Below are 26,830 nucleotides of genomic sequence, written 5' to 3'. Positions count from 1 at the left end.
GCCAGTATGAGAGCGGCAGAGAACCCGTGCCGGTTCAGTGGCAGTGGCCGAGTCGGCCGGGGTGTGCGTGCGACCGATCCTGCGCACCGTCACCGACCGTGCCACCGACGCCGTAACAGCGGTGCCGATCCCGTGCGGCTCGACCCGGTCCAGCGTCTGCCCGTCGTGCGCGGACAAGGCACGTCGCCTCCGGATTCACCAGTGCCGCGAAGGCTGGCACCTGACCACAGACCCACTCCCGGCCGATGAGGGTCCTGCCGTCGACCAGGACAGCACCGACCCCGGGCAAGACGACCAGGACGAAGAGGAGACGTCCCGACGGACCCGGTCGACGCGGCGTCGGGACGAGATGCCGGACCTGCCCACGATCCCGGTCGAACACCGCACGGTGGGTCGCACGTTCACCGATCCGAAGACGGGCCGTGAGTTCCGGCCCTCGATGTTCATCACCGGCACCCTGCCCTCCTACGGGCTGGTGATCCCCGGTGAGGGCGTCCCCCGGAACCCGGCCAGGTACGACTACCGGCGTGCCGCGTTGGATGCGTTGCTGTTCCCGAAGCTGGTGGACCGCACCATTCAGAACCTGCGCCGCTGCGCTGGCTACCAGGTCCAGTACTTCGCCGCCGTCGAACCCCAACGCCGCCTCGCCCCGCACTTGCACCTCGCCGCCCGCGGCGCCATCCCCCGCAAGATCGTCAAGGGCGTCTGGGCGGGGTCGTACGTGTCGATCTGGTGGCCGCCCATCGACCGCGTCGTGTTCTCCGAGCACCACCCGGACCGGTGGCCGATCTGGGCCGGGGGGGAGGCCGGGTACGTCGCCCCGGCCACCGGCGAACCGCTGCCCACCTGGGAGCAGGCACTCGACGACCTCGACGCCGATCAGGACGCCGAGCCGTTCCACGTGGTGAGGTGGGGCAAGCAGACCGACGTCAAGGGCCTGCTTGGCGGCACCGAGGACTCCGACCGGACCGTGCGGTACCTGTGCAAGTACCTCACCAAGGCGGTGGCCGAGACCTACGCGGCCAACCCCGACACCCTCAACCCCGACGACCCCTCAGCCGTGGCGAAGGCTCGCCGGTACGAGAACCACATAGACCGCCTGCACGAGCACGTCCGCGTGCTGCCGTGCTCCCCGAGCTGCGCGAACTGGCTGCGCTACGGCATCCAGCCGAAGGACCCCACCCCGGGCCTGCACCCCGGGCACTGCCCAAGCAAGGCGCACGACCGCGAATGCCTCGGACTCGGCGGTCGCCGCGCCCTGGTCTCCCGCTACTGGACCGGTAAGACCCTCACCGAGCACAAGGCCGACCGCGCCGAAGTCGTCCGCCAGGTCCTCGAAGCGGCGGGCATCGACGCCCTGGACGCGGACCGGCTCGCGGCCGACGTGCTCCATTCGGACGGCAAGCCGCGGTTTGTCTGGGAGGACACCCAACCCGACCAGCGCGACTACCCCGCGATGATCGCCGCCTCACTCCGCGAAGCCAAGGCCCGACGCTCCCAGTACGAGCATGCCAAGACGGTGGCGGCTCAACGAGGCTCGCCTCCCGCCGGGCCTGTGGACAGTCGTTCAGCAATTCGACCATCCGCTGCCGATGACGCGGCCTGAGACGAGGAAAGAGCCATGGAAGTGCACGAACTGATGACCACGGATGAAGTCGCCGAGCACTTCCGCGTGAACCCGTCTACCGTGCGACGGTGGCGGCTCGACGGCGTCGGCCCCCGTTTCGTCAAGATCGGAAGCGTGTACAGGTACCCCCGCGCGCTCATCGAAACGTGGGTCTCTGATCAGGTTAAGGAGGTTGCCGCCTCGTGAAGAAGCCAGCTGAGCCGCCCATCGGCGCGATCGTTCATGGCGATATCCGGGTACGCCAAGCCAAGAGCGGGTCGCGGTACCTGGCTCGTGTCCGCTGGACTCATCCGGTCACTCATCACCGAGAGGAGGCGACGCGCCAGTTCGGTAGCGAGCACGCGGCGCAGAACTGGATAGATGAGCAGGTCGGCATCGCCCGAACTGGAGTCAACCCGGGGCAGACGTTGGCGGACTATGTCGCGTCTATCGGCACGAGCTGGGCCCGCGGCATCGACGCCTCCTCGACCATGGACCCGTACTCGGCGGGGATTCGCCGCAGGGTGCTGCCGACCCTCGGGCAATTGCCGGTGGCGATGGTCACGGCAGGCGTCATCGACCGGGCCATTGATCGCTGGGAGTCCGAGTACGGGGCCTCAACGGTCAAGAACACCGTCGCCGCGTTGGTACTCGTGCTCGACCAGGCGATGCGCGACGGGCTGATCTCGCGCAACCCGGCAAAGGACCGTGCCCGTAGGCAGCATGTTGGCCGCCGCAATACGTCGCATCGTGACGCGACGAACCCGCGTGACCTCGCCTTGCCCGATGTAGCCACCTTGAACAGTCTCGTGACGGCTGTCGTCCAGCGAGGCAACCATCAGTGCTGGGGCGACGTGGTGACCCTTCTTGCCACCACCGCCATGAGGATCAGCGAGGTGGCAGGACTCCTCGTCGGGGACGTCGACCTCAAAGCCGGGCTTGTCCACGTTGAGCGCCAGACATACCCAGGTCGCGGTGGCCTCATCACGAAGGCGACGAAGGGCCGCCGTCGCCGGATCGTGCCGATCATCGACCCTCTGCGGCCCACGTTGGAACGACTTACCGCCGGTCGACGTGAGACCACGCGGCTAGTGATCGGTCCGCGAGGAGGCGTCATCACGACCGCGACACTTCGGGACGCGACGGATTGGGACAACGTCGTGGTGCAGCTCGGCCTGGCGGGGCTGGTACGCCACGGTCTGCGTCACACTGCGCTGACCTGGATGGCGGACGCGGGGACTGACCTCTACGTCCTCCAGCGGGTCGCCGGTCACCAGGACCCCGCCGTGACTGCGAGGTATCTGCACCCCGACCACGCGGCGGTGCTTGCCGCTGGGAGCCGCTTCTCAGCGTGGTGGGGACTAAATGGGGACCTGACGGCGGATCTTGGCGTTCCGGGCGCATCGGCGGGCGGGCGTGAAAACGGGGCCTGACGTGTGTGGACACGTCGGGCCCCGTTAGTCGGGCTGACAGGATTTGAACCTGCGACCCCTTGACCCCCAGCCTGACTACCGGGCCGGTTCTCTCCCGGTCTCGCCCTCTCCCCCGCAACGAGTCCGCGCGTTAGCCGGGGCTCGTCCCGTCTCGTCCGGTCACAACCCGTGCCCTTTGTGACCGGCGTTGTGACCATTTGCAATCATCACCGCGTGGCAACCAAAGCGGCTCCGCTCGCGGCAACGCACCCCGACCTAATACGCCGGTGGATGGGCAACGTGAACGAGAGCGACACTCGCACCCCCGACGGCTTCAGCATCAAGGCGCGGTTGGAGTGCTGGTGGTGGTGCGGACGAGGCGATCACGTCTGGTTCGCGGCACCTCCGGGGAAGCACCTGCACTCCTTTAGTTGCCCCCAATGTCTATCCGAGGCATCGGCGGAGACCGAGCGCTTCCTGTCGCAGCCGATAGCGGAAGTGCCCGAGTTGGTGGCGGCTTGGCGCGACCCGCGACCCTACGACGGTTTGACTGTGGGAGACCTTCGGTGGGTGGGGCTGGACAGATACAGCCTGCGGTGCCCCCAGGGCCACAAGGTCGACACCGTAGGCATTCGCTTCGCATACGCCGGGTGCCCCTATTGCCGGGGGCACGAGACAAGGAAGATCCCCGGCCCGTCGCTCGCGGAAGCAGACGCCGAACTCGCGGCGATCTGGCACCCGACGCGGAATGGCGATCGCACGCCAGAGAACACCCCCGCTGCGTACCTCCCGCTCGTGTGGTGGAAGTCGGCCCAATGCTGCGGGCACGAGTGGCAGGAGTCGATACGGACGCGCGACCTAGGTCGGCGACCTCAGGCCGGACGGGGCCACTACTACTGTCCCAAGTGCCAGTCGGTGTTCGGCAGTCTCGCGTGGCTGGACCCCGAACTCGCAGCGGAGTGGCACGAGGACAACGACCTAACACCGTGGCACGTCAAGCCGTTCTCCGCCGGAGTGGTCGCCAAGTGGCGATGTGCAGCCAACCCTGAGCACGTGTGGGATGCCGCCGTCATTGATCGCTCGTCGGGTCGCCTCTGTCCCCTGTGCTCAACCGCCGGGACGTCCATGATCGAAAAGGCCTTCCTCGCAGCCGCGCAGTCGCTCGATCCCGACGCGCACGCTGCCCGGATCGACCGGTGGCGGGTCGACGTGCTGATCCCGAGCGCGCGGCTCGTCGTGGAGTACGACGGGGAGTATTGGCACTCGGAGAAACAAGAGACCGACTCGCGCAAGACTGCCGCACTGATCCAAGCGGGCTATTGCGTGGCCCGGATCAGGGAGAACTCACTCCCGCACCTCGACCTGCACAGTTCTCGTTTGCGCCAGGTGTCGTTTCGTCCGGGCTTTGGATCAGTCGATCAGACCATGCGGGAACTTGTGACCTGGGCGACTGATCGGGCCTGACTTGTGGGCGGTCCCTATATACACAGCGTCAGGGATTCCGGCGCTCGGCTCGTTCGGCTTCGGCTCGGGCGAGAATCCACGAGGTTACAGAGGCGATCACCGCGCCGACGACGCCGATCCCCAGCAACATGAGCACGACACCCACAATCCGGCCCTCGGTGCTGACCGGGAAGCGGTCGCCATAGCCAACCGTCGTAACGGTCGTGCAGGCCCACCACAGCGCATCGCCATAGGACGTGATGTTGGCCTCGGGCGTGTCACGCTCCGCGTCGAGCACCGCTAGGGCCCCGAGCCCCACCGCTGCCGCCGCTGCCCCCCCGACGTACACGAGCACGCGTCCGGCGAGATTGTTCGCGGCTGAGCGGTCGAGAATCCGCAGAAGTGCGAGCAGGCGCAGCAACCTCAGTGGGCGCAGCAGCGGCAGGGCCACAAGCGCCACGTCGTACCAATGGCGCAGGGCGTAGGCCCGTCGGTCATCCGTCAGGACGAGCCGGATGAGCAGGTCAATGGCGAACGCGCCCCACACCGTCCACGAAAGGGCGTCGAGAATGGTGCGCGTGTCCGGGTCGAGTCGAGGGTCGAGCACCGGCCACGCATATGCGACGAGGAAAGCCAGCGCGAGCAGGATGAGCGGCACCTCGGAACGGCGCTCCCATTTCTCAACAGTCACGGTCGCGAGTCTCGCAGAACTCTCGGCGTGTCAGGCCGCCAGTCTCCTTCGACTCGGGGGAGCATGTCGCCGTGAACTTGCCGGACGCGTGGGAGTGGATCAACAGCAATGGCGTCGGGCTGTCAGCAGCCGCCACGGTGCTCACAGCAGCCGTCGCAATGGTCGCGCTGAGGCAGGCCGCGAACGACAGCCGCGCGCGCTCGCGCCCGATGTTGGTTGCAGAGTTTCGGCGTGCTGAGAACAGTCACAGCGTCATTGACCTTGTGGTGCGAAACGCGGGGCCAAGCGTCGCCCGGAACGTCAAGGTGACTTTCGACCCCTCGCCGATCGTTCCGCCTGACACCTCGACACTCGTTACACCCTTCCTGATCAAGCGTTATGCCGACGTCATCCCCACGCTCGGTCCGGGACAGCAACTCACGAACATCTGGTACACGGGGGACGAGCAAGGTAATCGCGAGCCGACGCCGGACGAGGTCACAGTCACATTGACGTACAGAGGGACCGGTCGCCAGAGATACCGAGACGAGTTCCCGCTCCACGTCGACATTGTGCGGATGACCACCTACTCCACGTCGACCGACTCAATCCCGGGGCGCATCGACGGCATCCACAAATCGCTCCAGACGCTGGCCCAGGCCGCCGGTCCAGTCGTGAAGGCCGCGAACTACCTACGCAGGGACGAAGTCGCTGCCGAGCAGGAGAGAGTGCGCGATCTTGCCGAGCAAATGCGCAACGCTCGGTCAACGGAGGTGACGCAACCCCCTCCCGCGTCGGAAGCGCGGTCCTGATAGGCACGCTCATGGCCGGTCCCGCGCGGCGCGCAGACGGTAGGCGTCGGCCTCCGCGTTGGCGCTCCCGGGCATGACGATCGCGCCTCCCGACAGCCCGCGCGGGCCGCGCCTCGCGGCCACGACGACACCGAGCCGACGGGGCAGGACGGGGCGAGCCCCGGTCGGGTTGCTCGTCCGCTCGGGCACCCGGCCCCGGGGCACCGTGACCCGCCCGCGCCCGTAGTCGGGCCGCTCGGTGAGGTCGGCGACGAGCATCCCGACCGCCGTCACGATGTCGTCGTGGCTGCCGGGCGGGTTCTGAATCTTGACGACGCCGGGGCCGGTCTCCACGAGCCGGGTGCTCAGGAACTCGGTGCGGGTCTCGTCGTCGTCGGGCAGGTCGAGCGCGTGGTCCCGCAACGCACCCCACAGCGAGCGGGCCAGCCGGTTGGCCCCGGCGGCGGAGAACACGAACTCATCAGCCCGGACCCCGGCGCGCGTCAGGTTCGCCGTCAGTTGCTCGGCTTGCATCCGGTCGAACCGCAGCCGCCGCACCCGGTACTCGCGGCACAGGCGCAGCGTCGCTGCCTCCACCTCCGACAAGTCCACGCGCCCGGCCTGCCCGCTGGCCCGGTCGGGCCGCCAGTAGAGCACCCGGTCCACGACGACGACGCGGCCAGCCTCGCGTCGCTCGGTGTGCCCGACGACGAGCGCCGTGAGGTCGCGACGGGTGCCCACGTCGAGCGCGGCGACGTACTCCACGCCGGGCCGGGGCGGCAGCACCGCCGAGCCGGACCGGATGCACGCGGCCACGTCCTCCGGGGTGGTCAGCGCGTCGTCGCCCTCCGCGAACTCGCAGAGGATCAGCCGCCGCCACTCCGAGGCGGTGAGGGCGGCGCGGGTCGCGGCTACGTCGTCGGGTGACCACCACGGGGCGGGGCCGGGCCGGTGCGAGGTGCGCCAGTGGGGCGACGTGCTGGCCTCCGCCCACACCTCCGCACCGAGCCCCGTCGGGCTGCCCGCCGTGCCGATCACGAGCAGCACCGACCCGGGCACCTTGGGCACTGCCGACACAATCGCGGACCACAGGCGGCGGTGGTTCGCGGTCGCGGGCCACACCCCCAACTCGTCCACGAGCGTCAGCCAGGGGCGCAGCCCGTAGGCGCTCGCCCCGTCCGCCGTCTCGACTGCGAGCGTCGCCCCGGTGCTGCGCACCGTGAGGGCGCGCGCGCCGACGTCCACCAGCCCGAGCAGCCCGGACCGGTCCGCGAGCCCGTGGATCGTGTCGAGCATGATGCCAGCCTGGTCCGCGTCGGCGGCGTAGGCGTGCGAGCGGGACCGGCGCGGCGCGAGCGTCAGCAGGAGCACGAGCGCCAGCGCCGCCGTGTCGGTCGTCTTGCTCATTCCGCGCCCGCGCAACAGGTTGTGCCGCCGTGCCACGGCGGCAGCGTGGGCGGCGGGGCCGGTGGCAACAGCGTCGGCGTCGCCCCGGGCCGCTGCGATCACCGCGAGGGCGTCCGCGCGCTGCCACGGCGTCGCCACGTCGCCCCACCGCTGGCCGTCGTCGAGCACGAGCGCGCACAGCAGCGCGTAGGGGTCCGGGGTGGCGGGCGTGGCCGTGGTCGCGGTGCTCATGCTCCCGCCCTCTCGTCGTCGTGGTGGTCGTCGGCGGCGTAGTGAGCGACCACCGCCGTGGTGGTGTGCGTCGTGGTGCGGGCGTGCTCTGCGGCGGAGTGCTCGGCGTCTGCCCGCGCCTGCGCGCGGGAGCCCTGCGCGGCGACCGCCGCCAGCACCTCCCCCGCCGGGTCGGGCTCGTCCCACTCCCCCGACGCGACCCGGGCCGCGAGCGTCTGCCGCCCACGCTCCGCCATCGCCGCGAGGTCCACCGCCAGCACCGACGCGGCGGCGCGTTCCTTGGCGAGCGCCGCCTCAGCGAACGGCGTCAGCCCGAGGGACGCGCGAGCCCGGGCGGCGCGGTCCTCGCAGCGCAGCAGCCACGTGGTCGGACCCTTGCGCGGCTCGCCGTCGTCGTCCAGGTCGCCGACCGTGGCGAGGTGGCGGCGCATGAGCATGGCGCGCGCCTCCCACTCCGCCCACGCGGCCACCTCGCCACCGTAGGGGGCGAGGTCCGGGCGCGCGTCGAGCAACCCGGCGGCGAGTTCGCGCGCGAGCGGAAGGTACACGCGCGGCGAGAACGCGCCGCCCTTGAGGGCCAGCGCGTGCCCCGGTGCGAACGGCGGACGGGTGCCACGGTTGCGCGCCGGGATGCCCGAGGCCGGGATGCCCGAGGCGGGGATGCCCGATGCCTCCCCCCGCGTCCACCCGCCAGCCATGCTCAGCCCCTCCCCGTGAGTGCGTGGGCGATCGCGTCGAGGTTGGGGACGTGCGCCCACGGTGCCGTGTTCGGCTGCGGCGCGGGCGTGCCCGCGCGCAGCGCGTCCGCCGCGAGCGCGCCGAATCCGACGAGCCCGCCCAGGGCGTCGGCTCCCTCGGTCCACTTGCCCCCGACCCCGAGAGACCGCGTGAGGCTGCGTTCCATCGCGCTCGGACCGACCGCCCCGGCGTGGTCAAGGGCCTCGGTGCAGGTCGGGCAGGTGTAGCCGACGAGCCTCGCCGCAGAGGGCCGCCCGCCGAGCGGGCCCGGGCCGACCGGGGGGCGAGCAGTCCACACGCGGCGCGCGGCAGCCTCCCGGCCACCGTCGCGGGCCACCGCCAGCGCTGGGCGGGCGACGGTGGCGACCCCGCAGAGCAGACACCCGGAGGTGAGCGGCTGCGCGCCGGGCGGCAGGTCGCGCGGCGCAATCGGCGGCGGCGCGAGCGCGACCGGCGGGGCCGAGAGCGAGAGCCGGTCGGCCATGAGGTCGGCGTATGCGCGGCGCAGCCCGCTCCGCGCGCTCTCGCGCACGTGCGCCCAGGGGCGCGGGTTCGCGGTGCCGGGCTGGGCGTCGGCTGCGCGGGTCGGGGCGAACCGGTGGGACCACGCGAGCGCCGAGCCGGGCGAGGCGAGCCGCCGGACCATGAGACCGAGTACGTCGCGGGTCAGGTGGTCCGGGTCGGGCGGGCGGACACCGAGCACGTCGATCACCACGAGCGACGAACGGACGAGGCGGGCCACATGCTCGCCTGTGTAGTGCAGCCCACCTATCGCGACCCCGCCGGGCAGCAACCGCCCGGCGAGGTCGGCAGCCACACCGCCACGCGCGGCGCACTTGGGGCAGGTGGTCAGCGGCTCGGCGGGCAGTCCGGCGGTCGAGGCGCTGAGCACTCCCCCGGCGAGTTCGACGCCGGACGGCTCCGCGTAGCGGACCGCCGCCAGGTCGAACGGGCCAGCCACGACGCGGCCACACTCCGCACACGCGAGGTCGTTCGGGTCGAGCGGGATCGGGTCGTGCGGCACCCTCGCGGCCAGCGCCTGCGCCTCCGCGTCGGTCAGGGGCTGGTCGGGGCCGGAGTGCCGCGTGCGGCGGAACAGCCCTCGCCTCGCGGGTCGTTCGGTCTCGGTCGTGGTGCCGTCGGTGGTCGTGGTGTCGTGCGTCGTCGTCATGGTGGGTTCCTCTCGGGGTCAGAAACGCTGCCGCGTGGCACTGCTCGGCGGCCTGGCAGTCGAGCGCGTGAGGCGGGTCGGTGGGGTGGAAGTGGCGAACCGCTGCCGGTCTCGGCGGTGCGGTGCCTGCGCGAGCAGCCGCCCCAGGGCGGCGATTTCGTCGGGCGTGAGCGTCGGCGGCTCGGCGGAGGGGCGGAGCGGGATCACGAGCGGTCCCTCCCGCTTGGGGGTCGCCTCGCGCTGCGCGCCGCTCTGCGGGTTGTTGGGAACGACGTCCGTGTGACTGTCCCGACCGGGGGCGTTCGCGGCCCCACGGGGCACACGCGGCGTTTCCGGGGGTGTTGCGGGGCGTGCGCGTGGCGGCAGCGCCGCAACCCGGTGCGCGAGCGCCCTTGCCGCCGTGCGTCTCTCGGCCTCGGCGCGGCGCTCGTCGGCAGCCGCGACCCGGGCGCTCACGGCTGCGGGGCTAAGCCCGGCCACCGAGTCCGGCCCGAGTCCAGGCACGACCGGCGGCGGCTCAGTCGGGCGCGGGCGGCGGTAGTTGCTCGTCATGGTGTGTTCCTCTCATCGCGCGTTGGAAGTCGGCCCGTTCCGGCGGCGGTTGTGCCCGGGGTTGTGACCACTCGGGCATCGGTGCAGGTCAGGACGCACAAACCCCTAGACCCGCCGACTGATTGGGCGCTCATGGGGTCGGTCTCTCGTCGGGTTCGCGGTGCCCAGTGCCGACCGGCGGAAGCAGCCACCGCCGCTCGGCGTCGGTGAAGTCGTCGGCAGGGCAGCCCGTCGCGTGGCGTACTCGGACGTAGAGCGGCAGGGCGTGGAAGGCGGCGCGCCCCTGCTCCCCCGGTCCCGGCGGCTCGCGGTCCAGCGAGGCCACCTCGCCGCAGAGCGGGCACCGCCCGAGCGCCGTCGCCAACGCTCGGGCGAGCCAGCGTCGGCGGAACTCGTGCGGCGCGTCGGGGGCGAACGCCGGGACCGCCACGACCGGACCGCCCTCGGGTCCGACCCGCCACGCGGTGAAGCCGTCCGGCACGGGAGCGCCGTCGAGCCGGGTCAGCAGCGGCCACACCTCGGGCGGGACGCTCTCGGCGGCGAGAGCCTGAGCAGCCGCGAGCCGGGCGCGCAGGTCGGCGAGGTTGGGACCGGTCATGGTTTCGCCTCCGGGTGCGAGTCGAGCAGCGGGAAACGCGGGCGGGTTATCGCGCGCGCGGGTTTGTGTTGGTGGAGGGAGCCGCCCCCGTGCGGCGTGTGGGCGGGGAGCATCACGACCGCCCCCAATCGCGCAGGTCCAGCACCGCCGTGGCGTCCCCGACCCCGTCCCCGTCCCGAGCGTTGTCGCCCGTCTGCGGCGTCGTCGTCCCCGTCCCCGTCCTATAGGACGGGGGGACGGGGTCACTGACCGCGTCCCGGACGGGGTGGGACGGGGTGGGACGGGGTGCCCTTTCCGGCTCGGGCGGGTCTCCCCCGTCGGATCCGTGGGACCCCGGATCGGCTTCCGTGGGGAAGTGCAGCCATGCGCCCCGGGCACCCTTGCGGCGGGCGATCAGTCCCCGGTCGGCGGCGAGCCGCGCCGCCTTGCGCACCCTCTCCGCCTTGCCGTCGAGCCCCTCCTCCAAGGCCGTCTGGCTCACCCCGAGACCGCCCGGGGCGTCGGCGTGGTGGGCGCTCACGTAGGCGACCACCTCCGGCACGAGCCGCTCCACCGCGAGCGCGTCGCCGGTCGCGGTCCGCGAGCCCCGGCCGCTCATGCTCATGCGCAGCGTCACGGGGTCGAACGTGAGCCGGTCCTCGTCCACGTCCACCCCGCGCCCCAGCGCCCGCAGGTAGCGCCCGGAGGGGTCGCCCGTCCTGGCTCCGGTCGTGAGCGTGATGATCGAGTCGGGCGCGTCCTCAAGGGCCGACGAGTTGCGCGCCCGCTCGCCCTCCCAGCCCGCGTGCGCCGTCAGCACGACGTCGCTCGCGCCGACCGGCCCACGCGCCCACGAGTCGAGGTCGGCCAGGAACCGCGTCACCTGCCCGGCGTCGTTGGCGTTGTCGCCGGTGAACATCCGCGAGAACGGGTCGGCCATGACCGAGGCGACACGCTGACCGCGCAGGTACTCCGCCAGCGCCTCCCGGTCGCCCTCGTGCCCCAGCGGGTTGCGGCGACCGCGCAGGTTCACGAGCACGAACCGGTCAGCCGGGATGCCGATCCGGTCGGCCCACTCCGCCACGAGCGCGGCGCTCACCTCGTAGTTGAGCAGCGCCACGCGCTCGCCCGGAGCCAGCGGGCACACGGGGAACGCGCCGAGGAACGGCTCACCGATCAGCAGCGAGCGCGAGAGGTTGAGCGCGAGCGTCGTCTTGCCCGTCTTGCGCTGGGCCACGACAAGCGTCAGAGCATCGGACAGGATCAGTCCCTCCACGCGGTGCGGCGGCTCCGGCGGACGGGCCAGCACCTCCGCGAGCGTGCCCGCGTCGAACGGCGGCATCGTCGCGGCGTCTGCGGCGGCTTCCTCCGCCTTGAGCAGCCGCATAGCGTCGCGCTGGACCCGCAGCGAGTCGAGCCGGGCACTCACCCGAGCACCGTGGGGGTCTACAGGCTCGTCCGGGTCGGGCACCTGGCCCACCGTGTGCAGCGTCACCGCGTCTCCGCTCTCGTCGTCTCTAGGCTCGTCGTCGTCGTACAGGTCGCTCACTCGCAGCCGGAGGGCGTCAAGCACAGGGCGCGGGTCGTGAGTCCCGTCCGGGCCGTCCGTGCATCCGGCATGGCACTTGAGCAGCACCGTCGCCCCGCCGCTCTGGGTCACCGCCGCGCGGAGCGAGAGGGACGGCTCCCGGTCGTCGTGTGCTGGGCACTGAGCGACCGCGCGCGCCGCCCCGCGCTCGCGCACCACCAGCCCGGCGTTGCGGAGGGCGTCGAGCAGGCGCAGGTATGCCGCGCCGGGCCGCCGCTCACGCGGACCGGGAGCAGGTCGCGGACTCGTCGTCGGGCCCGGCCCGGTCGAGCGGGCCGCGAGGAACGCGCGCGCCTCATCGGTGCTCGTGCCGCCCCGGGTCGTCACCTCCGCGCTCGCCCCGAGCCGACGACGGATCACCGCGAGCAGCGACTCAGGTACGGGCAGCGGGTGAACCCATGCGACGAGCCCGAGCGGGTCGGCATCGCCGGGGTCGGTCAGTCCCAGGTAGACCGAGCCGGGAGGGTGCTCGCCCCCGGTGAACTCGTATCGTCCGCCGGTCACCTCGTAGAGCGCCCCGGACCGGTGCCGGGAGCCGGGCAGGGCCGCGTAGCCCGTCGAGCCGCGCCACTCAAGGCCGGGAGCGAGGTCGCCGGTCGGCGGGCACTCGTCGCCCGCCACCGTTCCCCACAGGTGCGCCCGGTCGTGGACCCGCTGGACCCTCATCGTCTCCGCCGCCCACTGCTCCGCGTCGGGTCCAGCCTCCACGAGCAGGGCGGTCAGCGCGTCGGCGTTGCCGTCGAGGTCGATGCCTGCGAGCGCCAACCCTGCCAGGGCGGACGATGGCTGCCCGGTCATGACTGCGAACGATGGGCTGCCCCGGCGCGCGCCCTCGGGCGGCTCGCGGTCGTCGTGCTCATCGGCGGCGGCCACGACGGCAGCGGGTGAGGTGAGCCAGTGGTCGGCATGGTTATCCGCCTCCGAGCCCCGGTGCGTCGGGCGCTTGGTTCCGGGCCACAGCGCCAGGACGGGCCAGCCGCTCGCGGCGACGCTCGCGGCGATCAGCACGCGGTCGGGATGATCCCCGGGGCGCAGACGAACAGGGCCGGGCGGCTCCGTGGTGGTGGAGTCTCGCCCGGCCCAATAGCCAGCAGCGGTGTCGGTAGCGGTCGGCGGTGGTCCGCCAGGATGCTCAGTCGTCATGGTCCACACCGCTCATGCCACACCGCCGCGCATTCGCCTCGGCGTTGGCCCGCAGCCCGCTGCACCTCGTCGCGGTTGCCTGCGCGAGAGGCCGTGAGGATGGCGGCGCGGTCCTCCGGGCTCAGAGCCCGGACCTGCCGCAGTCCCTCGGACCACCTGGCCCAGCACGACGGGCAGAGTCGGTGCGAGACGTAGACCCGACCTACCCCGTGAACGACGCGCCACGATCGCAGCGACTCGGGCGAGTAGTGCCCGCAGAGGTCGCATCCGCCCCACTGACTGCGGTGGACGACGTACGTCGTGAGGCGGACTGCCAGCGTCGCCGCGTCGAGACCCCGGCGGTAAGTCGCCGGGCCGGTTACCTTCATAACGACCCCTTTCGCAAAGGTCTCTCTTTGGACGGCGGTGGCTTCCTCGGGCCGCCGCCGTTCGTGTGTCTTGGGCCGCCGGGCCGAGCGGAGCCGATCATCTCGGCCCGACCCGGCGGGGATCGTGGGCCGGTCAGCGACCGGCGATGAAGTCCCGCAGCGCGGACTCCGGCACACGGACAAGCCGACCGACGCGGATCGCCCGCAGGTCTCCACGGTGGATCAGCCGATAGACGGTTTCCTCGTCACGGCATCCGAGGTGCCGCGCAACGTCGCGCACCGTGAGAACCGACTCAACGGCGGTCGTCGTGGTCATGGCTTACCTCTCTCTGTCTTGATGGCTGTGATCCGGTCGGACCCGCTGATCAGAGCGTTTCTCACCTTGCTTTCTCAATCAAGGGGTGGAAGCATCTCAGATATGAGGACAGCGAGAAACAAGGAGTGGTGGGTCACCGGCTGGGAGCGCCCACGCCCGGGGGCACCAGAGCCCGAGGTCCGGCGCGTCACAGACACGGAGGGGCGAGCGTGGCGATTGGTCGAGGCCGAGCCGCCGGAGCACGTCGAGAACGGCGCGCAGGTGATCGACCGCGAGGCGGGCGTCACCTACCGGGCCACGATTGCGCGCACGAGCAGGAGCGCGGCTCACCTCACGTCGTTGCAGATCGACGTGCCGCCGGGCGCGCGGATTGACGGGCGATTCCTCGCCTCGGTGCCGACCGAGCGGATCGCCCAGGCCGTCGCGCAGTATCTCGACGCGGCAGCGGAGTCCGGCCCGGGTGACTTGGTAATCCTGCCGCCCGCCGCCGTCCGTGGGCGCGGCTTCGTGCCGGACCTTGACGAGTTGGCAGCCAGGTATCGCGACCCGAGCCGCACCCGAGCCGATGTGGTGGCCGAGTACGAATCCGAGTTCGGTGTGAGCCGGGCCACCGTAGACCGCTGGATAAGCAAGGCGCGCGAGGCCGGGCTCATCCCGGCGGCGCAGACAGGCCGACCCTCCAAGAAACAGACTCCCGGTGGCGACCGCCAGCCGGGCCGACCGAGCAAGTGACAGGAGCAGGACCATGAAGGAGCCGACAGGAAGTCGCGCGGGCAACCGCCAGCGACTCCCCGAGGACGCGCTCAAGGTGTGTGCGTCGTGTCAGCGGGTGCGCGGTAGCAGGCGCACCGGCTGGGAACCCATCACGCACGGTCAGCACGTCGTCGGGTGGACGTGCCCGGAGTGCCCCCGCCATGACGAGCCGATCCGCCGAGAGGTGCGCGGCGAGCGGGTGCGGTTCGTCGCCGTCGTCCGCGACGTGAACCGGCGGCAGGTCAAGGCTCGGCGCGACTCACTCGCGGAGGCGCGGGGATGGGTCGCGGAACGACGCGCCGAGGTCGAGGCAGGCCGAGAGGTCGAGCGCGGCAGCGGGGAGACGGTCGCTCAGTTGTGCGATCGGTGGCTCGTCTCGCGGGCCGACGTACGCGCGGTCACGGTCGAGTCGTACCGGTACGCGCTCGCCCCAGCGCTGCGCCACATCGGCGACCGCAAGGCGGCGACCGTGACCGCTGCGGACGTGCAGCGGCTCGTCGCGTGGCTCTCGGCCTCGGGTGGCAAGTCGAGCAAGGCGCACCCGGTCGGCAGGCCGCTCGGGCCGCGCGCGGTCCGCCTCGCGCTCATTGGGCTCGCCCAGGCGTTCGACCTTGCCGACCTGCCGGTGAATCCGGTCAGGCACAAGTCGGTGCGGCGTCCGCGCAAGGTCGAGCGCGTCGGGGCCGACCTTGAGCACTGGCAGCCCGACGCGGTGATCCGGTTCCGGGACCACGCGGATACCGACCCGCTCGCGGCGGCGTGGCGGCTCACGCTGTGCGGACTCACCCGCGCGGACGTGCTCGGCCTGCGGTGGTCCGATGTGGACCTGGACGCGGGCACGGTCACGGTTCGCCGGGGTCGGGTCGCGGTGCTCGGCGGGCGGGAGAGCGTCACCGACGAGCCCAAGTCGCCACAGCGTCGCCGCACGGTCCCGGTCGAGGTGATCCACCCCGGAACGGTCGCCCTGCTCAGGGCGCTCCGGGCGCGCCAGGCTCAGTCTCGCCTCATCGCCGGGGCGGCGTGGCATGACTCCGGGCTCGTCGTCGTGGACGAACTCGGGCGAGGGCCGCGCCCCGAGGTCTACAGCGACCGTTTCCGCCGGTTGTGCCGTGCGGCGGGCGTGCCCGTGATCCGGCTGCACTCGGTCCGGCACTCGCTCGCGTTCTGGCTCCACTCGCTCGGGGTCACCCCGGCGGACGCGGCGGCGCTGCTTGGTCACACGGTCGAGGTCCACCTCTCGACGTACCTCCCCGAGAGCGGGAACGCGGGCGTGGCCCGTGCCGCCGCCGCGCTGGGTCAGGTCACTGCCCGGGCCGTGGCGGAGTAGCGCCCAAGCGGTCCAGCATCTTGGTGATCCATACTGCCTCTTATGAGCGATCCCAGCACTCTCTATGAGGTCTATGTGATCGTCCGGGCGGCCTACAGGGGCGGGAGGGCGGCGTACCGCTTCGCTGACAAGAAGGTGGCGGAATACGCCGAGCGGGAGGGGATCACCAAGGAAGAAGCATGGAGACGGGTCCGCGCTGAGGCCGTCCGACGTGGCGACAGAGGTGTCGAGCAGATGGCGGACCTCATCATCAGGGCCGGTCCTCTGTCGGCTGCGTTGCTCGGGCCCGGCGCCCCGGTATTAGCCGTGGCTTTCAAGTATTGGAGACGGGGTCGCTGATTGCCGTTGTGACCAGCGTTGTGACCACGGACAGAGAGAGCCCCGTCCCGCGTAGCAGTCGGGACGGGGCTCTCGTCTTGTCTTGGCAGGTCAGCGGGTGTTTCCGCTGACCTGCCTCACGGTCGGGCTGACAGGATTTGAACCTGCGACCCCTTGACCCCCAGTCAAGTGCGCTACCAAGCTGCGCCACAGCCCGTTGCCCCTTGGGGCGAACGAAACCTTAGCGCACGACCGTCCCACCGTCCGAATCGGGGTGGATGGGGAACGCATTCCCCTGGGAGTGGTTCAGCGGCGCCGCTTCTCGCGGACTCGGACGGAGACCTCGATGGGAGTTCCCTCGAAGCCGAACTGCTCACGCAGCCGGCGCTCGAGGAAGCGTCGGTAGCCGGCCTCGATGAAGCCGGAGGCGAAGATCACGAACCGGGGCGGCCGGGTCGCGGCCTGGGTCGCGAAGAGGATCCGCGGTTGCTTGCCGCCGCGCACCGGGTGCGGGTGCGCGGCCACGACCTCCCCGAGGAAGGCGTTGAGCCGGGAGGTCGGAACCCTGGAGTCCCAGGACTCCAGGGCTCGCTCCAGGGCGGGCACGAGCCGGTCGACGTGGCGGCCGGTCCGCGCCGAGATGTTGACCCGCGGCGCCCACGGCACCTGGACGAGCTCCTTCTCGATCTCGCGTTCCAGGTAGTAGCGGCGCTCCTCGTCCAGGGTGTCCCACTTGTTGTAGGCGATCACGAGGGCTCGGCCGGCGTCGATGACCTGCTGGACGACCCGGATGTCCTGCTCGGCGATGGCCTCCTCGGCGTCGATGAGCACCACCGCCACCTCGGCCTTCTCCAGAGCCGTCTGCGTGCGCAGCGAGGCGTAGAAGTCCGCGCCGCGGGCCTGGTGGACCCGTCTGCGGATCCCGGCGGTGTCGACGAACCGCCACGTCCTGCCACCGAGCTCGATCAGCTCGTCGACGGGGTCACGAGTCGTGCCGGCGACGTTGTCGACGACGACCCGGTCGGAGCCGGCGAGCTTGTTGAGCAGGCTCGACTTGCCGACGTTGGGGCGTCCGAGGAGGGCGACCCGACGGGGCCCGTCCTGCGCGTAGGCGCCGTGTGCCGAGACCTGCGGCAGCACGTCGAGCACGGCGTCGAGGGCGTCACCACTCCCCCGGCCGTGCACCGCCGACACGGGCCAGGGCTGGCCGAGGCCGAGGTTCCACAGCGTTGCAGCGTCGGCCTCGCCGCGCTCGTCGTCGACCTTGTTGGCGATCAGGACGACTGGCTTTCCGGACTTGCGCAGCAGCCGGACGACCGACGCGTCGTCGTCGGTGGCCCCCACGGTCGCATCGACGACGAACATGACGACGTCAGCGAGGTCGATGGCGATCTCGGCCTGCTCGGCGACCCGCAGGTGGATCCCCGTGACGTCGGACTCCCAGCCACCGGTGTCGACGATCGTGAAGCGCCGGCCGCCCCACTCGGCCTCGTAGGACACGCGGTCGCGCGTCACCCCGGGGACGTCCTCGACCACGGCTTCGCGGCGACGCAGGATGCGGTTGACGAGGCTCGACTTGCCGACGTTGGGCCGCCCGATCACGGCGACCACAGGGAGTGGCCCCCGCTCGGCCGCGCCGGCGAGCAACTCGTCCTGGGTGTCGAGGAGAGCCTGGTCCTCCGGGCTGAGCTCGAACTCGTGAAGGCCGGCCCGGAGGGCTCGCTCGACCGACCGGTCGTCGTCCGCCGAGATCGGGGCGCCCTCGTCGGCGGGGCGGGCGGTCTCGTCAGTCACGGTGTCCTCGAATCAGTGGTGCGGGATGTCTTTCGCGTCCGACGCGCCGCAGACGGGTCATGACAGACCCTGACGCGCTCAGGACGAGGAACCATTGTCCACCCGCGCTCGACGAACATGTGACGCGAGCGCCTGCCGGAGCTCGTCGCTGGCTCGGCGCAGCCGATCCCGACCGGGCACGGCGAGGTCGGGGTGGAGGTGGAAGGGTTCGCCGAAGTCGACCGTCAGCGGGGTGCGCGGCCGGGGCCAGCTGTCGGTGGACGCGCCGGCCACCCTCGTGCCGAGCACCGCCACCGGAACGATCGGGGCACCAGAGCGAAGCGCGATCCAGGCGGCGCCATGGTTCACGCCGTCCACGTCCCCGTCCCGACGAGTTCCTTCGGGGAAGATCCCGACGGTGTCGCCCCGCGCCAGGACGGCGAGCGCCGCCGCGAGCGCAGCACGGTCACCGGTCGTCCGGTCGATGGGGATCTGACCGGCGCCGCGCACGACCATGCCGAACACGCCGCGGAAGGCCTCTTGCTTGACGAGGAAGGTGACCGGTCTCGGCGCGAGCGAGAACACGAAGGGGCCGTCGAGGAAGGCCGCGTGGTTGGCGACGAGGAGGACGGGACCCTCGGCGGGGACGCGATGCGAGTGGATGGCCCGCCCGTCGTAGAGAGTGCGGAAGATCGCCCGGCCCACACGGTGGCCGTAGGCGGCTCGTCGTCGGTGGGGCACGAGCAGGCCCGCGCTGGTGGTCATGCCCGTGCAGCGGCGACGACCTGGAGCACGGCGTGGACCGATCCGTCGAAGTCCAGGTCGGACGTGTCCACCGTCGTCACCCCGTCGGCCGCGACGGTGAACTCGGACACGGTGGAGTCGAGCCGGTCACGATCGACGATCTGAGAGCGGGTCGCGCTCACCGAGGTCGCTTCGGCATCGCCGTGCAGCTCACGGGACCGGCGCGCCAGCCTGGCGGCCTCGGACGCCGTGAGCAGGATCCGCACCGATGCGTCGGGTGCGACGACGGTCGTGATGTCACGGCCCTCGACGACCACACCGCCGCGCGATGCACCCGCCCGGGAGATCAGCTCGCGCTGCAGCCGCCGCAGCAGCTCACGCACGGGAATCACCGTGGCGACCTTGGAGACGTGGGTCGAGATGCGCGTCTCGCGGATCGCGGCGGCCACGTCGACGCCGCCGACGAGCACGTGCGGGGCGTCCGGGTCGGTGCCGATGTCGAGCGGGAGGCCACCGGCGGCCGCAGTGACCGCGGCAGGGTCATCGAGGTCGACGTGCCGGTCGAGGCACCACCAGGTCAGGGCCCGGTACATGGCGCCGGTGTCGAGGTAGGCGTAGCCCAGCGTGCGCGCCACCTGCTTGGAGACGCTCGACTTGCCGGACCCGGACGGTCCGTCGATGGCGACGACGAAGCCGGCGAGGGGTTGGTCAGTCGGCTGGTGAGCGGGCTGGGACACGTCGGGGCTGACCGGGGTTTGCGGCATGGGCGGCAGCCTAGTGGCCGGGCGGGGCACCCTTTCCTCCCCCGCCGGAGCGCAACCCAGCCGTATGCCGCTGAGCCGGCTCAGCGGCATACGGCTGGGTGGGCCTGTGGTCGGGCGACGTGACGGTGGGTTCAGTCGTGCAGCTGCCAGCCGAGCGAGGTGAGGGTCTCGGCGAGCGGCTCCGCGGCCGCCGGGACGACGGAGATGTAGGCGACTCCGAAGGGTTGGCCGAGCCCGTGCTCGAGGTGCATGTCCTCGAGGTTGATGCCAGCGTCCCCCATGTCGGTGAGCAGTCGCGCCAGGGACCCGGGCTCGTCGGGCACGAGGACGGAGACCACGGCGTAGGCGGTGGGAGCCGCGCCGTGCTTGCCCGGGATCCGAGCCTGGCCGAGGTTGCCCGCCTCGAGCATCCTGCTCAGTGCCCCCAACGCTCCCTCGCCCTCGCCGACCGTCAGCGAGCCGAGCGCATCGACGACCTCGTCGATCTGGGCCCGGACGTGGAGGAGCACCTCCCGGACCGCCGCGGCGTTTCCGGCCAGGATCTGCGTCCACAGGCGTGGATCACTCGCGGCGATGCGCGTGACGTCGCGCAGCCCCTGGCCGGCGAGGCCCACGGCCGGCTCCGGCAGGTCGCGCAGGCACGACGCGACGACGCTCGCTGCCACCTGCGGGACATGGGAGACGGCGGCGACCGCTTCGTCGTGCTCTCGCGCCGGCATCACCCGGACCGCTGACCCGACCACCGTTGCGATCTCACGGACGAGTCGGACGGCCTCCGGGCTCGAGTGCTCGTGTGGCGCGACGACCCAGGCCCGCCCGTCGAAGAGGTCCCGTCGCGCTGCGGCCGCACCGGAGCGCTCCCGGCCGGCCATGGGGTGCGAGCCGACGTACCGAGACGCGTCCACGCCCGAGCGGAGGACGTCATCGAGCACGGTCTGCTTGACCGAGGCGACGTCGGTCACGACCGCCTCGGGCCAACGGCGCAGGGACTCGACCACCACGGCGGCGGCGACGTCGGGAGGCGCGGCCACGACGACGACCTCGGGGGGACCCAGCGGATCGAGATCCGTGGCCAGCTGCCCCGCGCCCAGGTCACGCGCGAGCCGGCAGGCCGTGGGCGACGGGTCCTCGAGAGTGACGTGGAATCCCGCGGCGGACAGCGCCATCCCCAGGCTCGTGCCGATGAGGCCGGTGCCGACGACGCGAACGTGTCTGCTCACGCCGTCACAGACCTGCAGCCTTGTAGAGCGCGCCGATCTCCGCTTTGTTCAGCCGGCGCATCCGACCCGAGCGGAGGTCGGCCAACCGGATCGGACCGACCTCGGTCCGGACCAGCTCGAGCACCGGGTGCCCGACCGCCTCGAGCATGCGGCGCACGACGTGCTTGCGCCCCTCATGGAGCACGACCTCGACGAGGGCCTTGCCCGGCTGGGAGTCGACCACCTTGAAGGAGTCGATCTTGACCGGACCGTCCTCGAGCTCGACGCCCTGGCGCAGCTGCTTGCCGACGTCCTTGCCGACCGGTCCACGCACCGTGGCGAGGTAGGTCTTGAGGACCCCGTAGGCCGGGTGCTGGAGGCGGTGGGCAAGGTCACCGTCGTTGGTGAGCAACAACAGGCCCTCGGTGTCGGCATCGAGCCGGCCGACATGGAACAGACGCTGCTCGCGGTTGCCGACGTAGTCAGCCAGGCTGATCCGCCCGAGCTCGTCGTTCATCGTCGTGACGACACCCTTGGGCTTGTTGAAGGCGAGGTAGACGCGATCCTCGTCGAGGTTGACCCGCACGCCGTCGACGTGGACCACCTGGCTGCGCGGGTCGATCCGGACACCGAGCTCCGTCACGACGTGGCCGTCGACCTCGACGCGCCCCTGCTCGATGAGGTTCTCGCAGACCCGCCGCGATCCCACCCCGGCCGCCGCCATGAGCTTCTGCAGGCGGACACCCTCGGGGTCGTGGACATCGACGGGCGGGGCTGCGGGCCGACTGGGCAGACGGGTCGGCTGGCTCGGCTTGGTCGACCCCGCGAAGCTCGGACCGGTCGTTCGCCTCCCACCGCTGCTCGATGTGCGACCGGACGCGCCGCCGCGTCCGCTCTTGGGGGCACTGCCCGAGCCTGACCCGCCCTGTTGCGCTCCCCCGCCGCCACCGGCCCGCTTGGCCCCGCTCGGACGTCCGGATCCCGTTCCCCCGGGGGCCGATCCGCGCTTGCGCGGTTGGCGGGGAGACCTGCTGTGCTCGGTCATGAATGACCCTCCTCGATCAGCTCATCGATGACGTCCGCATCGGGTAGGTAGGGGGCCAGCGGTGGCAGCTCGTCCAACGACGACAGCCCCATCCGCTGGAGGAAGTATGGGGTGGTGCGGTACAGGACCGCGCCGCCCTCGCCGACGTCCTCCACCTCCTCGATCAAGCCTCGGGACATCAGGGTCCGAACGACCCCGTCGACGTTGACTCCTCGCACGGCACTGACCCTCGCCCGCGACACCGGCTGGCGGTAGGCGATGACCGCCAGCGTCTCGAGGGACGCCTGGGTCAGCTTCGCCTGCTGCCCGTCGAGGACGAACTTCTCGACGACGGGGGCGTAGTCCGCCCGGCTGTACATCCGCCACCCGCCCGCAACGTTGCGCAGCGTGAAACCCCGGTGAGCGGCGGCATAGTCCCCCTCGAGGGCGACCAGATGCGATCGAACATCCTCGACCGGAAGCTCGAGCGCGGAGGCCAGGGCCACCTCGGACACGGGCTCCTCGACGACCATGAGGACCGCCTCGAGTGCGGAGCGCGCACCACCGGGGAAGTCGTTGATGTCGAAGGCGATCTGCTCGTCGGTCAGGGGCGCCGGGTCGGCCGTCCCAGCCTCGTCCTGGTCAGTCATTGGTCGCTCCGTCGCTTCGGCTGTCGTTCGCGTTCTCGTTGGTCCCGGTGAGTTCGCCGGCGTCCTCGTCCTGAGGACTGCCGCCGTCGCTCTGCTCGCTGTCATCGTCGGACTCGTCGGACTCGTCGAACTCGTCGTCGATCGCGACGTCGCCCTCCTCGCTTCCTGTCCAACGGATGTCGAGCTCGCCGAGTGCCTCCGCCTGTTCGAAGGCGATGGCGCCTTCCTTGAACAGCTCGAGGACGGCCAGGAACCGGGCGACGATGACGAGCGTGCTGTCCGCATCGGCGACCAGGCTGCGGAAGGAGACCTGACCGCGTGCCCGGAGCCGGGAGACGATGATCGAGGCCTGTTCCCGGACGCTGACCTGCGGTGCATGGAGGTGGTCGAGCCCGACTGTTGGGGGCACCCGGGGGATCATCGCCCGCGCCGCGATCATCGCCAGCTGGTCAGGGGTGACCGTCATGACGAGCTCGGGCAGCAGGCGGGCGAAGTGGGGCTCCAGCCCGGCCTGCCGGGCCGTGATCCGCCCCGCCGTGGCCATTCGCTCGCGGATCGTCTGCGCGATCTGCTTGTAGGCCCGGTACTGCAGGAGTCTGGCGAACAGCAGGTCGCGAGCCTCGATGAGCGCGAGATCCTCGTCGTCCTGGGGACCGGACTGGGGCAGCAGTCGCGCGGCCTTGAGGTCGAGCAGCGTCGCGGCGATGAGGAGGAACTCCGAAGCCTGGCTGAGGTCCCAGTCGTTGTCGGCCGCTTGGGCCGCCTTGATGTGCGCGACGAAGTCGTCCGTGACGGTGGCCAACGACACCTCGGTGATGTCGAGCTTGTGCTTGCTGATCAGTCCGAGGAGCAGGTCGAAGGGGCCGGAGAAGACGTCGAGGTGCACCTGGAACGGCACCGCTGCGCGCCGGGTGATGACACCCCCGGGAACGGCTGGATCCTCGACCGGGTGGCGGTCGAGCGTCTCGGGCTCGGGCATGGTCCCCGCCGACTCAGGCGGCGCCGCCCCGGGCGATGAGCTCCCGGGCGAGCTGCCGGTAGGCCGCTGCCCCGGAGTGGTCGGAGGAGTACGACGTGATCGGCTCGGCCGCCAGCGTCGCGTCCGGGAACTTCACCGTGCGGCTGATGACGGTGTGGAAGACCTGCTCCCCGAAGTGGTTGACCACCGAGGAGACGACCTCCCGGCTGTGCAGGGTCCGGGAGTCGTACATCGTCGCGAGGATGCCGTCGACCTGCAGCCGGGGGTTCAGCCGGTCGGTGATCTTGTCGATGGTGTCGATCAGCAGAGCGACACCCCGCATCGCGAAGTACTCGCACTCGAGCGGGATGATCACGCCGTGGGACGCCGTCAGCGCATTGACGGTGAGCAGCCCGAGCGAGGGCTGGCAGTCGATCAGGATGACGTCGTAGTCGTCGAGGACCGGCCGCAGGACGCGCGCCAGGACCTGCTCGCGGGCCACCTCGCCGACGAGCTGCACCTCGGCAGCCGACAGGTCGATGTTGGCGGGCAGCAGATCGAGGTTCGGCGTCTGGGTGGGTCGGATGACCTCCCGCACGTCGTGGCCGTGCTCGACGAGCAGGTTGTAGATCGTGACGTCCAGCTCCTGGGCGTTGATCCCGACACCGACGGACAGGGCCCCCTGCGGGTCGAAGTCCACGGCCAGGACCTTGCGACCCAGCTCGGCCAGGGCCGCTCCGAGGTTGATGGTGGTCGTCGTCTTGCCGACGCCGCCCTTCTGGTTGCACATCGCGATGATGCGTGCGGGCCCATGGCTGGGCAACGGCGCCGGCTCGGGGAAGTCGGGCAGCGGTCGCCCCGTGGGACCGAGGCTGCCCCCCACGGTCGGCGCCACCGAGGGAAGGTGGTTGGCGGAGCCGGGCTCGTGACCGAGCGAGCCGTTCCTGCCGTCCGTGAGCCCGGTCGACCCGGCACGGTCGACCCGCTCGTCCTGCATGGTCTCGTGTGACTCGTCGTTCACCGGGTCTTCCACTCCGCTCGGTTGTGCCCTCGGCCGCGCGCTCGGTCAGCCTCTCGCTGATCAGTTGCGACCATATCAGCGCGCGCGCGGGTGAGCCCCGGCATAGACCTCCCGCAATCGGTGTGGCGACACGAGGGTGTAGATCTGCGTGGTCGTCACGGACGCGTGCCCGAGCAGCTCCTGGACGACCCTGACGTCGGCGCCACCGTCGAGCAGGTGGGTGGCGAAGGAGTGGCGCAACGTGTGGGGGGACACGTGCTCGGTGAGCCCGGCGCGGTCGGCGGCGCGCTGCACGACCGACCAGGCACTCTGCCGGGACAGCCGCCGCCCCCGCGTGTTGAGGAAGAGGGCCGGTCCTCCGAGCCCGCGCTGCGCCAGGGCAGGTCGTCCGCGCACCAGGTAGGCGTCGACCGCCTCGACCGCGAAGCGTCCCACCGGGACGATCCGCTCCTTGCCGCCCTTGCCCAGGAGCCGTACGACGCCCACCTCACCGGGACCGCCGGTCTCGAGGTCGTCCACGTCGAGACCGACCGCCTCGCTGATCCGGGCTCCGATGCCGTAGAGAACCTCGAGCAGCGCGCGGTCGCGGAGCGACTCGGGCGTGTCGCCGACCGATGCGGCTGCGAGCAGCCGCTCGACGGCATCGACGGCGATGGCTTTCGGCAGGCGGCTGGGCGGCGTCGGTGGGGCCACGTTGCCCGCCGGGTCTCCCGCCACCTCGCCCTCGAGCGCCAGGAACCGATGGAAGCCCCGGACGGCGACGAGGGTGCGCGCCGCGGAGGAGGCCGCGAGGCCTCTCTCGCGGAGCGAGGCGAGGAAGTCGGTAACGTCCCGCTCCGTCACGGCGCCGGCCCGCTCGATCCCGCGGTCGTGCAGGTAGTGCCGGTACTTGCGCAGGTCCCGCTCGTAGGACTTGAGGGTGTTCTCCGTGGCGCCCCTCTCCACCCGGACGTGGTCGAGCCAGCCGCGGACCTCACGGTCGAGCTGTGTGGTCCGCGGCTCGGGCGGCGAAGGAGGCGCCCCTGTCGGGTCGGCCGGTGCCGGAGGGGTCAGGACAGGGCCTCGTCGAGGGTGATCGAGGTCATGCCGTGGGCCTCGGCCACGGGGGCGTACGTGACTGCTCCCCCGTGGGTGTTGAGGCCGAGGCCGAGCGCGTGATCTGCCCGGAGGGCCTCCCGCCACCCGCGGTTCGCCAGCTCGATGGCGTACGGCAGCGTGACGTTGGTGAGCGCGTAGGTGCTCGTGTGCGGAACCGCTCCCGGCATGTTGGCCACGCAGTAGAACACCGAGTCGTGGACCGTGTAGGTCGGGTTGGCGTGCGTCGTCGGCCGGGAGTCCTCGAAGCATCCGCCCTGGTCGATCGCGATGTCGACGAGCACGGAGCCGGGCTTCATCCGCGAGACCTGCTCGTTGGTGACGAGGCGTGGTGCACGGGCGCCGGGGACGAGGACGGCCCCGATGACCATGTCGGCGTCGGCGATGGCTCGTTCGATCTCATAGGCGTTGGACGCCACCGTCTGGCAGTGACCCTGGTAGATGAAGTCGGCGTGGCGCAGCTTGCTGATGTCCCGGTCCAGCAGCAGCACCTCTGCCTGCATCCCGAGCGCGATCGCCGCAGCGTTCATCCCGGACACGCCGGCGCCGATGACGACGACCTTGGCGGCGTAGACCCCGGACACACCGCCCATGAGGATGCCGCGTCCGCCCTCGGCGCGCATGAGGGCATGAGCGCCCACCTGGGGCGCGAGCCGGCCCGCGACCTCGGACATGGGGGCCAGCAGCGGGAGGCTGTGATCAGGCAGCTCGACCGTCTCATAGGCGATCCCGGTCACCTTGCGGGCGACGAGCTCCTCGGTGAGCGCCTTGTCGGCAGCGAGGTGGAGGTAGGTGAAGAGGGCCTGGCCCTCCCGCATCCGCGGGTACTCCTCCGCAATCGGTTCCTTCACCTTGAGGATGAGGTCTGCGGTACCCCACACGTCGTCGGCCGTGTCGAGGATGGCTGCCCCGGCCGCCTCGTAGTCCTCGTTGAGGATCGAGGAGCCGCGGCCGGCGTCGCGCTCCACGAAGACGTCGTGTCCGTTGCGGACGAGCTCGTGCACGCCGGAGGGGGTGATGGCCACGCGGTACTCGTGGTTCTTCACCTCGCGTGGAATGCCAACCTTCATCTGCGGTCTGATCCTTCCGATGAGGGGGGCCGCGGCTTCGTTGCCGCGGGCCCGGCCGGCGGGTCGCGCCGGCGCGCTCCCCACTGTAGTCACGCGCCGAGCGGCACATGCGCCGGACCTG

At 71.3% G+C, this 26,830-nt stretch carries 25 protein-coding genes, 1 tRNA gene and 1 pseudogene; 9 read left to right on the top strand and 18 right to left on the bottom strand.

Going from position 1 to position 26,830, the window contains the following annotated elements; translation table 11 throughout:
• The first annotated feature begins 37 nt into the window (after window positions 1-37).
• From ABWV20_RS18945 to ABWV20_RS18925, 5 genes and pseudogenes are all read left to right on the top strand, one after another.
• A complete protein-coding gene (locus tag ABWV20_RS18945) occupies window positions 38-1,606 on the top strand; it encodes a replication initiator (RefSeq protein WP_353357971.1) in 1,569 nt (522 codons plus the stop codon).
• 15 nt (window positions 1,607-1,621) lie between these two features.
• Window positions 1,622-1,813: a helix-turn-helix domain-containing protein gene (locus ABWV20_RS18940; RefSeq protein WP_353357969.1), complete on the top strand. Its 192-nt coding sequence runs from the start codon at window positions 1,622-1,624 to the stop codon at window positions 1,811-1,813.
• Window positions 1,810-3,039, top strand: coding sequence for a tyrosine-type recombinase/integrase (locus ABWV20_RS18935; protein WP_353357967.1), 1,230 nt, complete (start codon window positions 1,810-1,812; stop codon window positions 3,037-3,039). Before ABWV20_RS18940 ends, ABWV20_RS18935 begins: the two co-directional genes overlap by 4 nt.
• A 270-nt stretch (window positions 3,040-3,309) precedes the next feature.
• Window positions 3,310-3,918: pseudogene (locus tag ABWV20_RS18930) on the top strand (zinc-ribbon domain-containing protein); the annotation flags it as partial.
• A gap of 15 nt (window positions 3,919-3,933) precedes the next feature.
• On the top strand, window positions 3,934-4,482 hold the full coding sequence (locus ABWV20_RS18925) for a zinc-ribbon domain-containing protein (RefSeq protein ID WP_353357983.1): 549 nt from the start codon (window positions 3,934-3,936) through the stop codon (window positions 4,480-4,482).
• Window positions 4,483-4,510: 28 nt separating this feature from the next.
• Here the strand turns inward: ABWV20_RS18925 and ABWV20_RS18920 are convergent, their stop codons facing one another.
• Entirely contained in the window at window positions 4,511-5,152 is a 642-nt protein-coding gene (locus ABWV20_RS18920; protein ID WP_353357965.1) for a potassium channel family protein, read from the bottom strand.
• Window positions 5,153-5,223: 71 nt separating this feature from the next.
• Between ABWV20_RS18920 and ABWV20_RS18915 the strand changes: the two genes are divergently transcribed.
• Window positions 5,224-5,943 (top strand): DUF8453 domain-containing protein, encoded by a 720-nt coding sequence (locus ABWV20_RS18915; RefSeq protein WP_353357963.1) that lies wholly within the window; start codon window positions 5,224-5,226, stop codon window positions 5,941-5,943.
• 9 nt (window positions 5,944-5,952) lie between these two features.
• On the opposite strand, the gene ABWV20_RS18910 is transcribed toward ABWV20_RS18915, so the two are convergent.
• The 6 genes from ABWV20_RS18910 to ABWV20_RS18885 form a co-directional block, all read right to left on the bottom strand.
• Window positions 5,953-7,560: a terminase large subunit domain-containing protein gene (locus tag ABWV20_RS18910; protein WP_353357961.1), complete on the bottom strand. Its 1,608-nt coding sequence runs from the start codon at window positions 7,558-7,560 to the stop codon at window positions 5,953-5,955.
• Entirely contained in the window at window positions 7,557-8,258 is a 702-nt protein-coding gene (locus tag ABWV20_RS18905; protein WP_353357959.1) for a hypothetical protein, read from the bottom strand. The genes ABWV20_RS18910 and ABWV20_RS18905 overlap by 4 nt, the downstream gene beginning before the upstream one ends.
• Window positions 8,259-8,260: 2 nt before the next feature.
• Window positions 8,261-9,469 (bottom strand): hypothetical protein, encoded by a 1,209-nt coding sequence (locus tag ABWV20_RS18900; protein ID WP_353357957.1) that lies wholly within the window; start codon window positions 9,467-9,469, stop codon window positions 8,261-8,263.
• 682 nt (window positions 9,470-10,151) lie between these two features.
• Window positions 10,152-10,619: a hypothetical protein gene (locus tag ABWV20_RS18895; protein ID WP_353357955.1), complete on the bottom strand. Its 468-nt coding sequence runs from the start codon at window positions 10,617-10,619 to the stop codon at window positions 10,152-10,154.
• Between the two features lie 112 nt (window positions 10,620-10,731).
• On the bottom strand, window positions 10,732-13,194 hold the full coding sequence (locus tag ABWV20_RS18890; protein ID WP_353357953.1) for an AAA family ATPase: 2,463 nt from the start codon (window positions 13,192-13,194) through the stop codon (window positions 10,732-10,734).
• A gap of 636 nt (window positions 13,195-13,830) precedes the next feature.
• Window positions 13,831-14,013 (bottom strand): helix-turn-helix domain-containing protein, encoded by a 183-nt coding sequence (locus ABWV20_RS18885; RefSeq protein ID WP_353357951.1) that lies wholly within the window; start codon window positions 14,011-14,013, stop codon window positions 13,831-13,833.
• A gap of 216 nt (window positions 14,014-14,229) precedes the next feature.
• Here ABWV20_RS18885 and ABWV20_RS18880 point away from each other — a divergent pair, with 216 nt between their 5' ends.
• Genes ABWV20_RS18880 through ABWV20_RS18870 form a run of 3 tightly spaced genes read left to right on the top strand, consistent with a single transcriptional unit; the run spans window position 14,230 to window position 16,432 of the window.
• Window positions 14,230-14,745 (top strand): hypothetical protein, encoded by a 516-nt coding sequence (locus ABWV20_RS18880; protein WP_353357949.1) that lies wholly within the window; start codon window positions 14,230-14,232, stop codon window positions 14,743-14,745.
• A gap of 13 nt (window positions 14,746-14,758) precedes the next feature.
• Window positions 14,759-16,093, top strand: coding sequence for a site-specific integrase (locus tag ABWV20_RS18875; protein ID WP_353357947.1), 1,335 nt, complete (start codon window positions 14,759-14,761; stop codon window positions 16,091-16,093).
• Between the two features lie 42 nt (window positions 16,094-16,135).
• Window positions 16,136-16,432, top strand: coding sequence for a hypothetical protein (locus ABWV20_RS18870; protein ID WP_353357945.1), 297 nt, complete (start codon window positions 16,136-16,138; stop codon window positions 16,430-16,432).
• 122 nt (window positions 16,433-16,554) lie between these two features.
• Here the strand turns inward: ABWV20_RS18870 and ABWV20_RS18865 are convergent.
• The 11 genes from ABWV20_RS18865 to ald all read right to left on the bottom strand — a co-directional run bounded on the left by ABWV20_RS18865 (window position 16,555) and on the right by ald (window position 26,709).
• A tRNA-Pro gene (locus ABWV20_RS18865) sits at window positions 16,555-16,628 on the bottom strand.
• A gap of 89 nt (window positions 16,629-16,717) precedes the next feature.
• Window positions 16,718-18,205, bottom strand: coding sequence for a ribosome biogenesis GTPase Der (gene der / locus ABWV20_RS18860; RefSeq protein WP_353357943.1), 1,488 nt, complete (start codon window positions 18,203-18,205; stop codon window positions 16,718-16,720).
• A gap of 78 nt (window positions 18,206-18,283) precedes the next feature.
• The gene (locus tag ABWV20_RS18855) at window positions 18,284-18,949 is read right to left on the bottom strand and encodes a lysophospholipid acyltransferase family protein (RefSeq protein WP_353357941.1); all 666 of its coding nucleotides are present in this window, start codon (window positions 18,947-18,949) and stop codon (window positions 18,284-18,286) included.
• Complete coding sequence (gene cmk, locus ABWV20_RS18850) at window positions 18,946-19,692, bottom strand: (d)CMP kinase (protein WP_353357939.1); 747 nt, start codon at window positions 19,690-19,692, stop codon at window positions 18,946-18,948. The genes ABWV20_RS18855 and cmk overlap by 4 nt, the downstream gene beginning before the upstream one ends.
• 131 nt (window positions 19,693-19,823) lie before the next feature.
• Window positions 19,824-20,912, bottom strand: coding sequence for a prephenate dehydrogenase (locus ABWV20_RS18845; protein WP_353357937.1), 1,089 nt, complete (start codon window positions 20,910-20,912; stop codon window positions 19,824-19,826).
• A 4-nt stretch (window positions 20,913-20,916) separates the two neighbouring features.
• Complete coding sequence (locus ABWV20_RS18840) at window positions 20,917-21,936, bottom strand: pseudouridine synthase (RefSeq protein WP_353357935.1); 1,020 nt, start codon at window positions 21,934-21,936, stop codon at window positions 20,917-20,919.
• Complete coding sequence (scpB, locus tag ABWV20_RS18835) at window positions 21,933-22,565, bottom strand: SMC-Scp complex subunit ScpB (protein WP_353357933.1); 633 nt, start codon at window positions 22,563-22,565, stop codon at window positions 21,933-21,935. Before scpB ends, ABWV20_RS18840 begins: the two co-directional genes overlap by 4 nt.
• A complete protein-coding gene (locus tag ABWV20_RS18830; RefSeq protein ID WP_353357931.1) occupies window positions 22,558-23,544 on the bottom strand; it encodes a segregation and condensation protein A in 987 nt (328 codons plus the stop codon). The genes scpB and ABWV20_RS18830 overlap by 8 nt, the downstream gene beginning before the upstream one ends.
• Window positions 23,545-23,557: 13 nt before the next feature.
• Window positions 23,558-24,544: a ParA family protein gene (locus tag ABWV20_RS18825; RefSeq protein WP_353357929.1), complete on the bottom strand. Its 987-nt coding sequence runs from the start codon at window positions 24,542-24,544 to the stop codon at window positions 23,558-23,560.
• A gap of 75 nt (window positions 24,545-24,619) precedes the next feature.
• Window positions 24,620-25,597: a site-specific tyrosine recombinase XerD gene (xerD, locus tag ABWV20_RS18820; protein WP_353357981.1), complete on the bottom strand. Its 978-nt coding sequence runs from the start codon at window positions 25,595-25,597 to the stop codon at window positions 24,620-24,622.
• The gene (gene ald / locus ABWV20_RS18815) at window positions 25,594-26,709 is read right to left on the bottom strand and encodes an alanine dehydrogenase (protein ID WP_353357927.1); all 1,116 of its coding nucleotides are present in this window, start codon (window positions 26,707-26,709) and stop codon (window positions 25,594-25,596) included. The genes xerD and ald overlap by 4 nt, the downstream gene beginning before the upstream one ends.
• Window positions 26,710-26,830: the final 121 nt, after the last annotated feature.

It is taken from the genome of Intrasporangium sp. DVR (assembly GCF_040365325.1).
Lineage (GTDB): Bacteria > Actinomycetota > Actinomycetes > Actinomycetales > Dermatophilaceae > Intrasporangium.
This window is presented reverse-complemented; position numbering and strand designations above follow the sequence as displayed.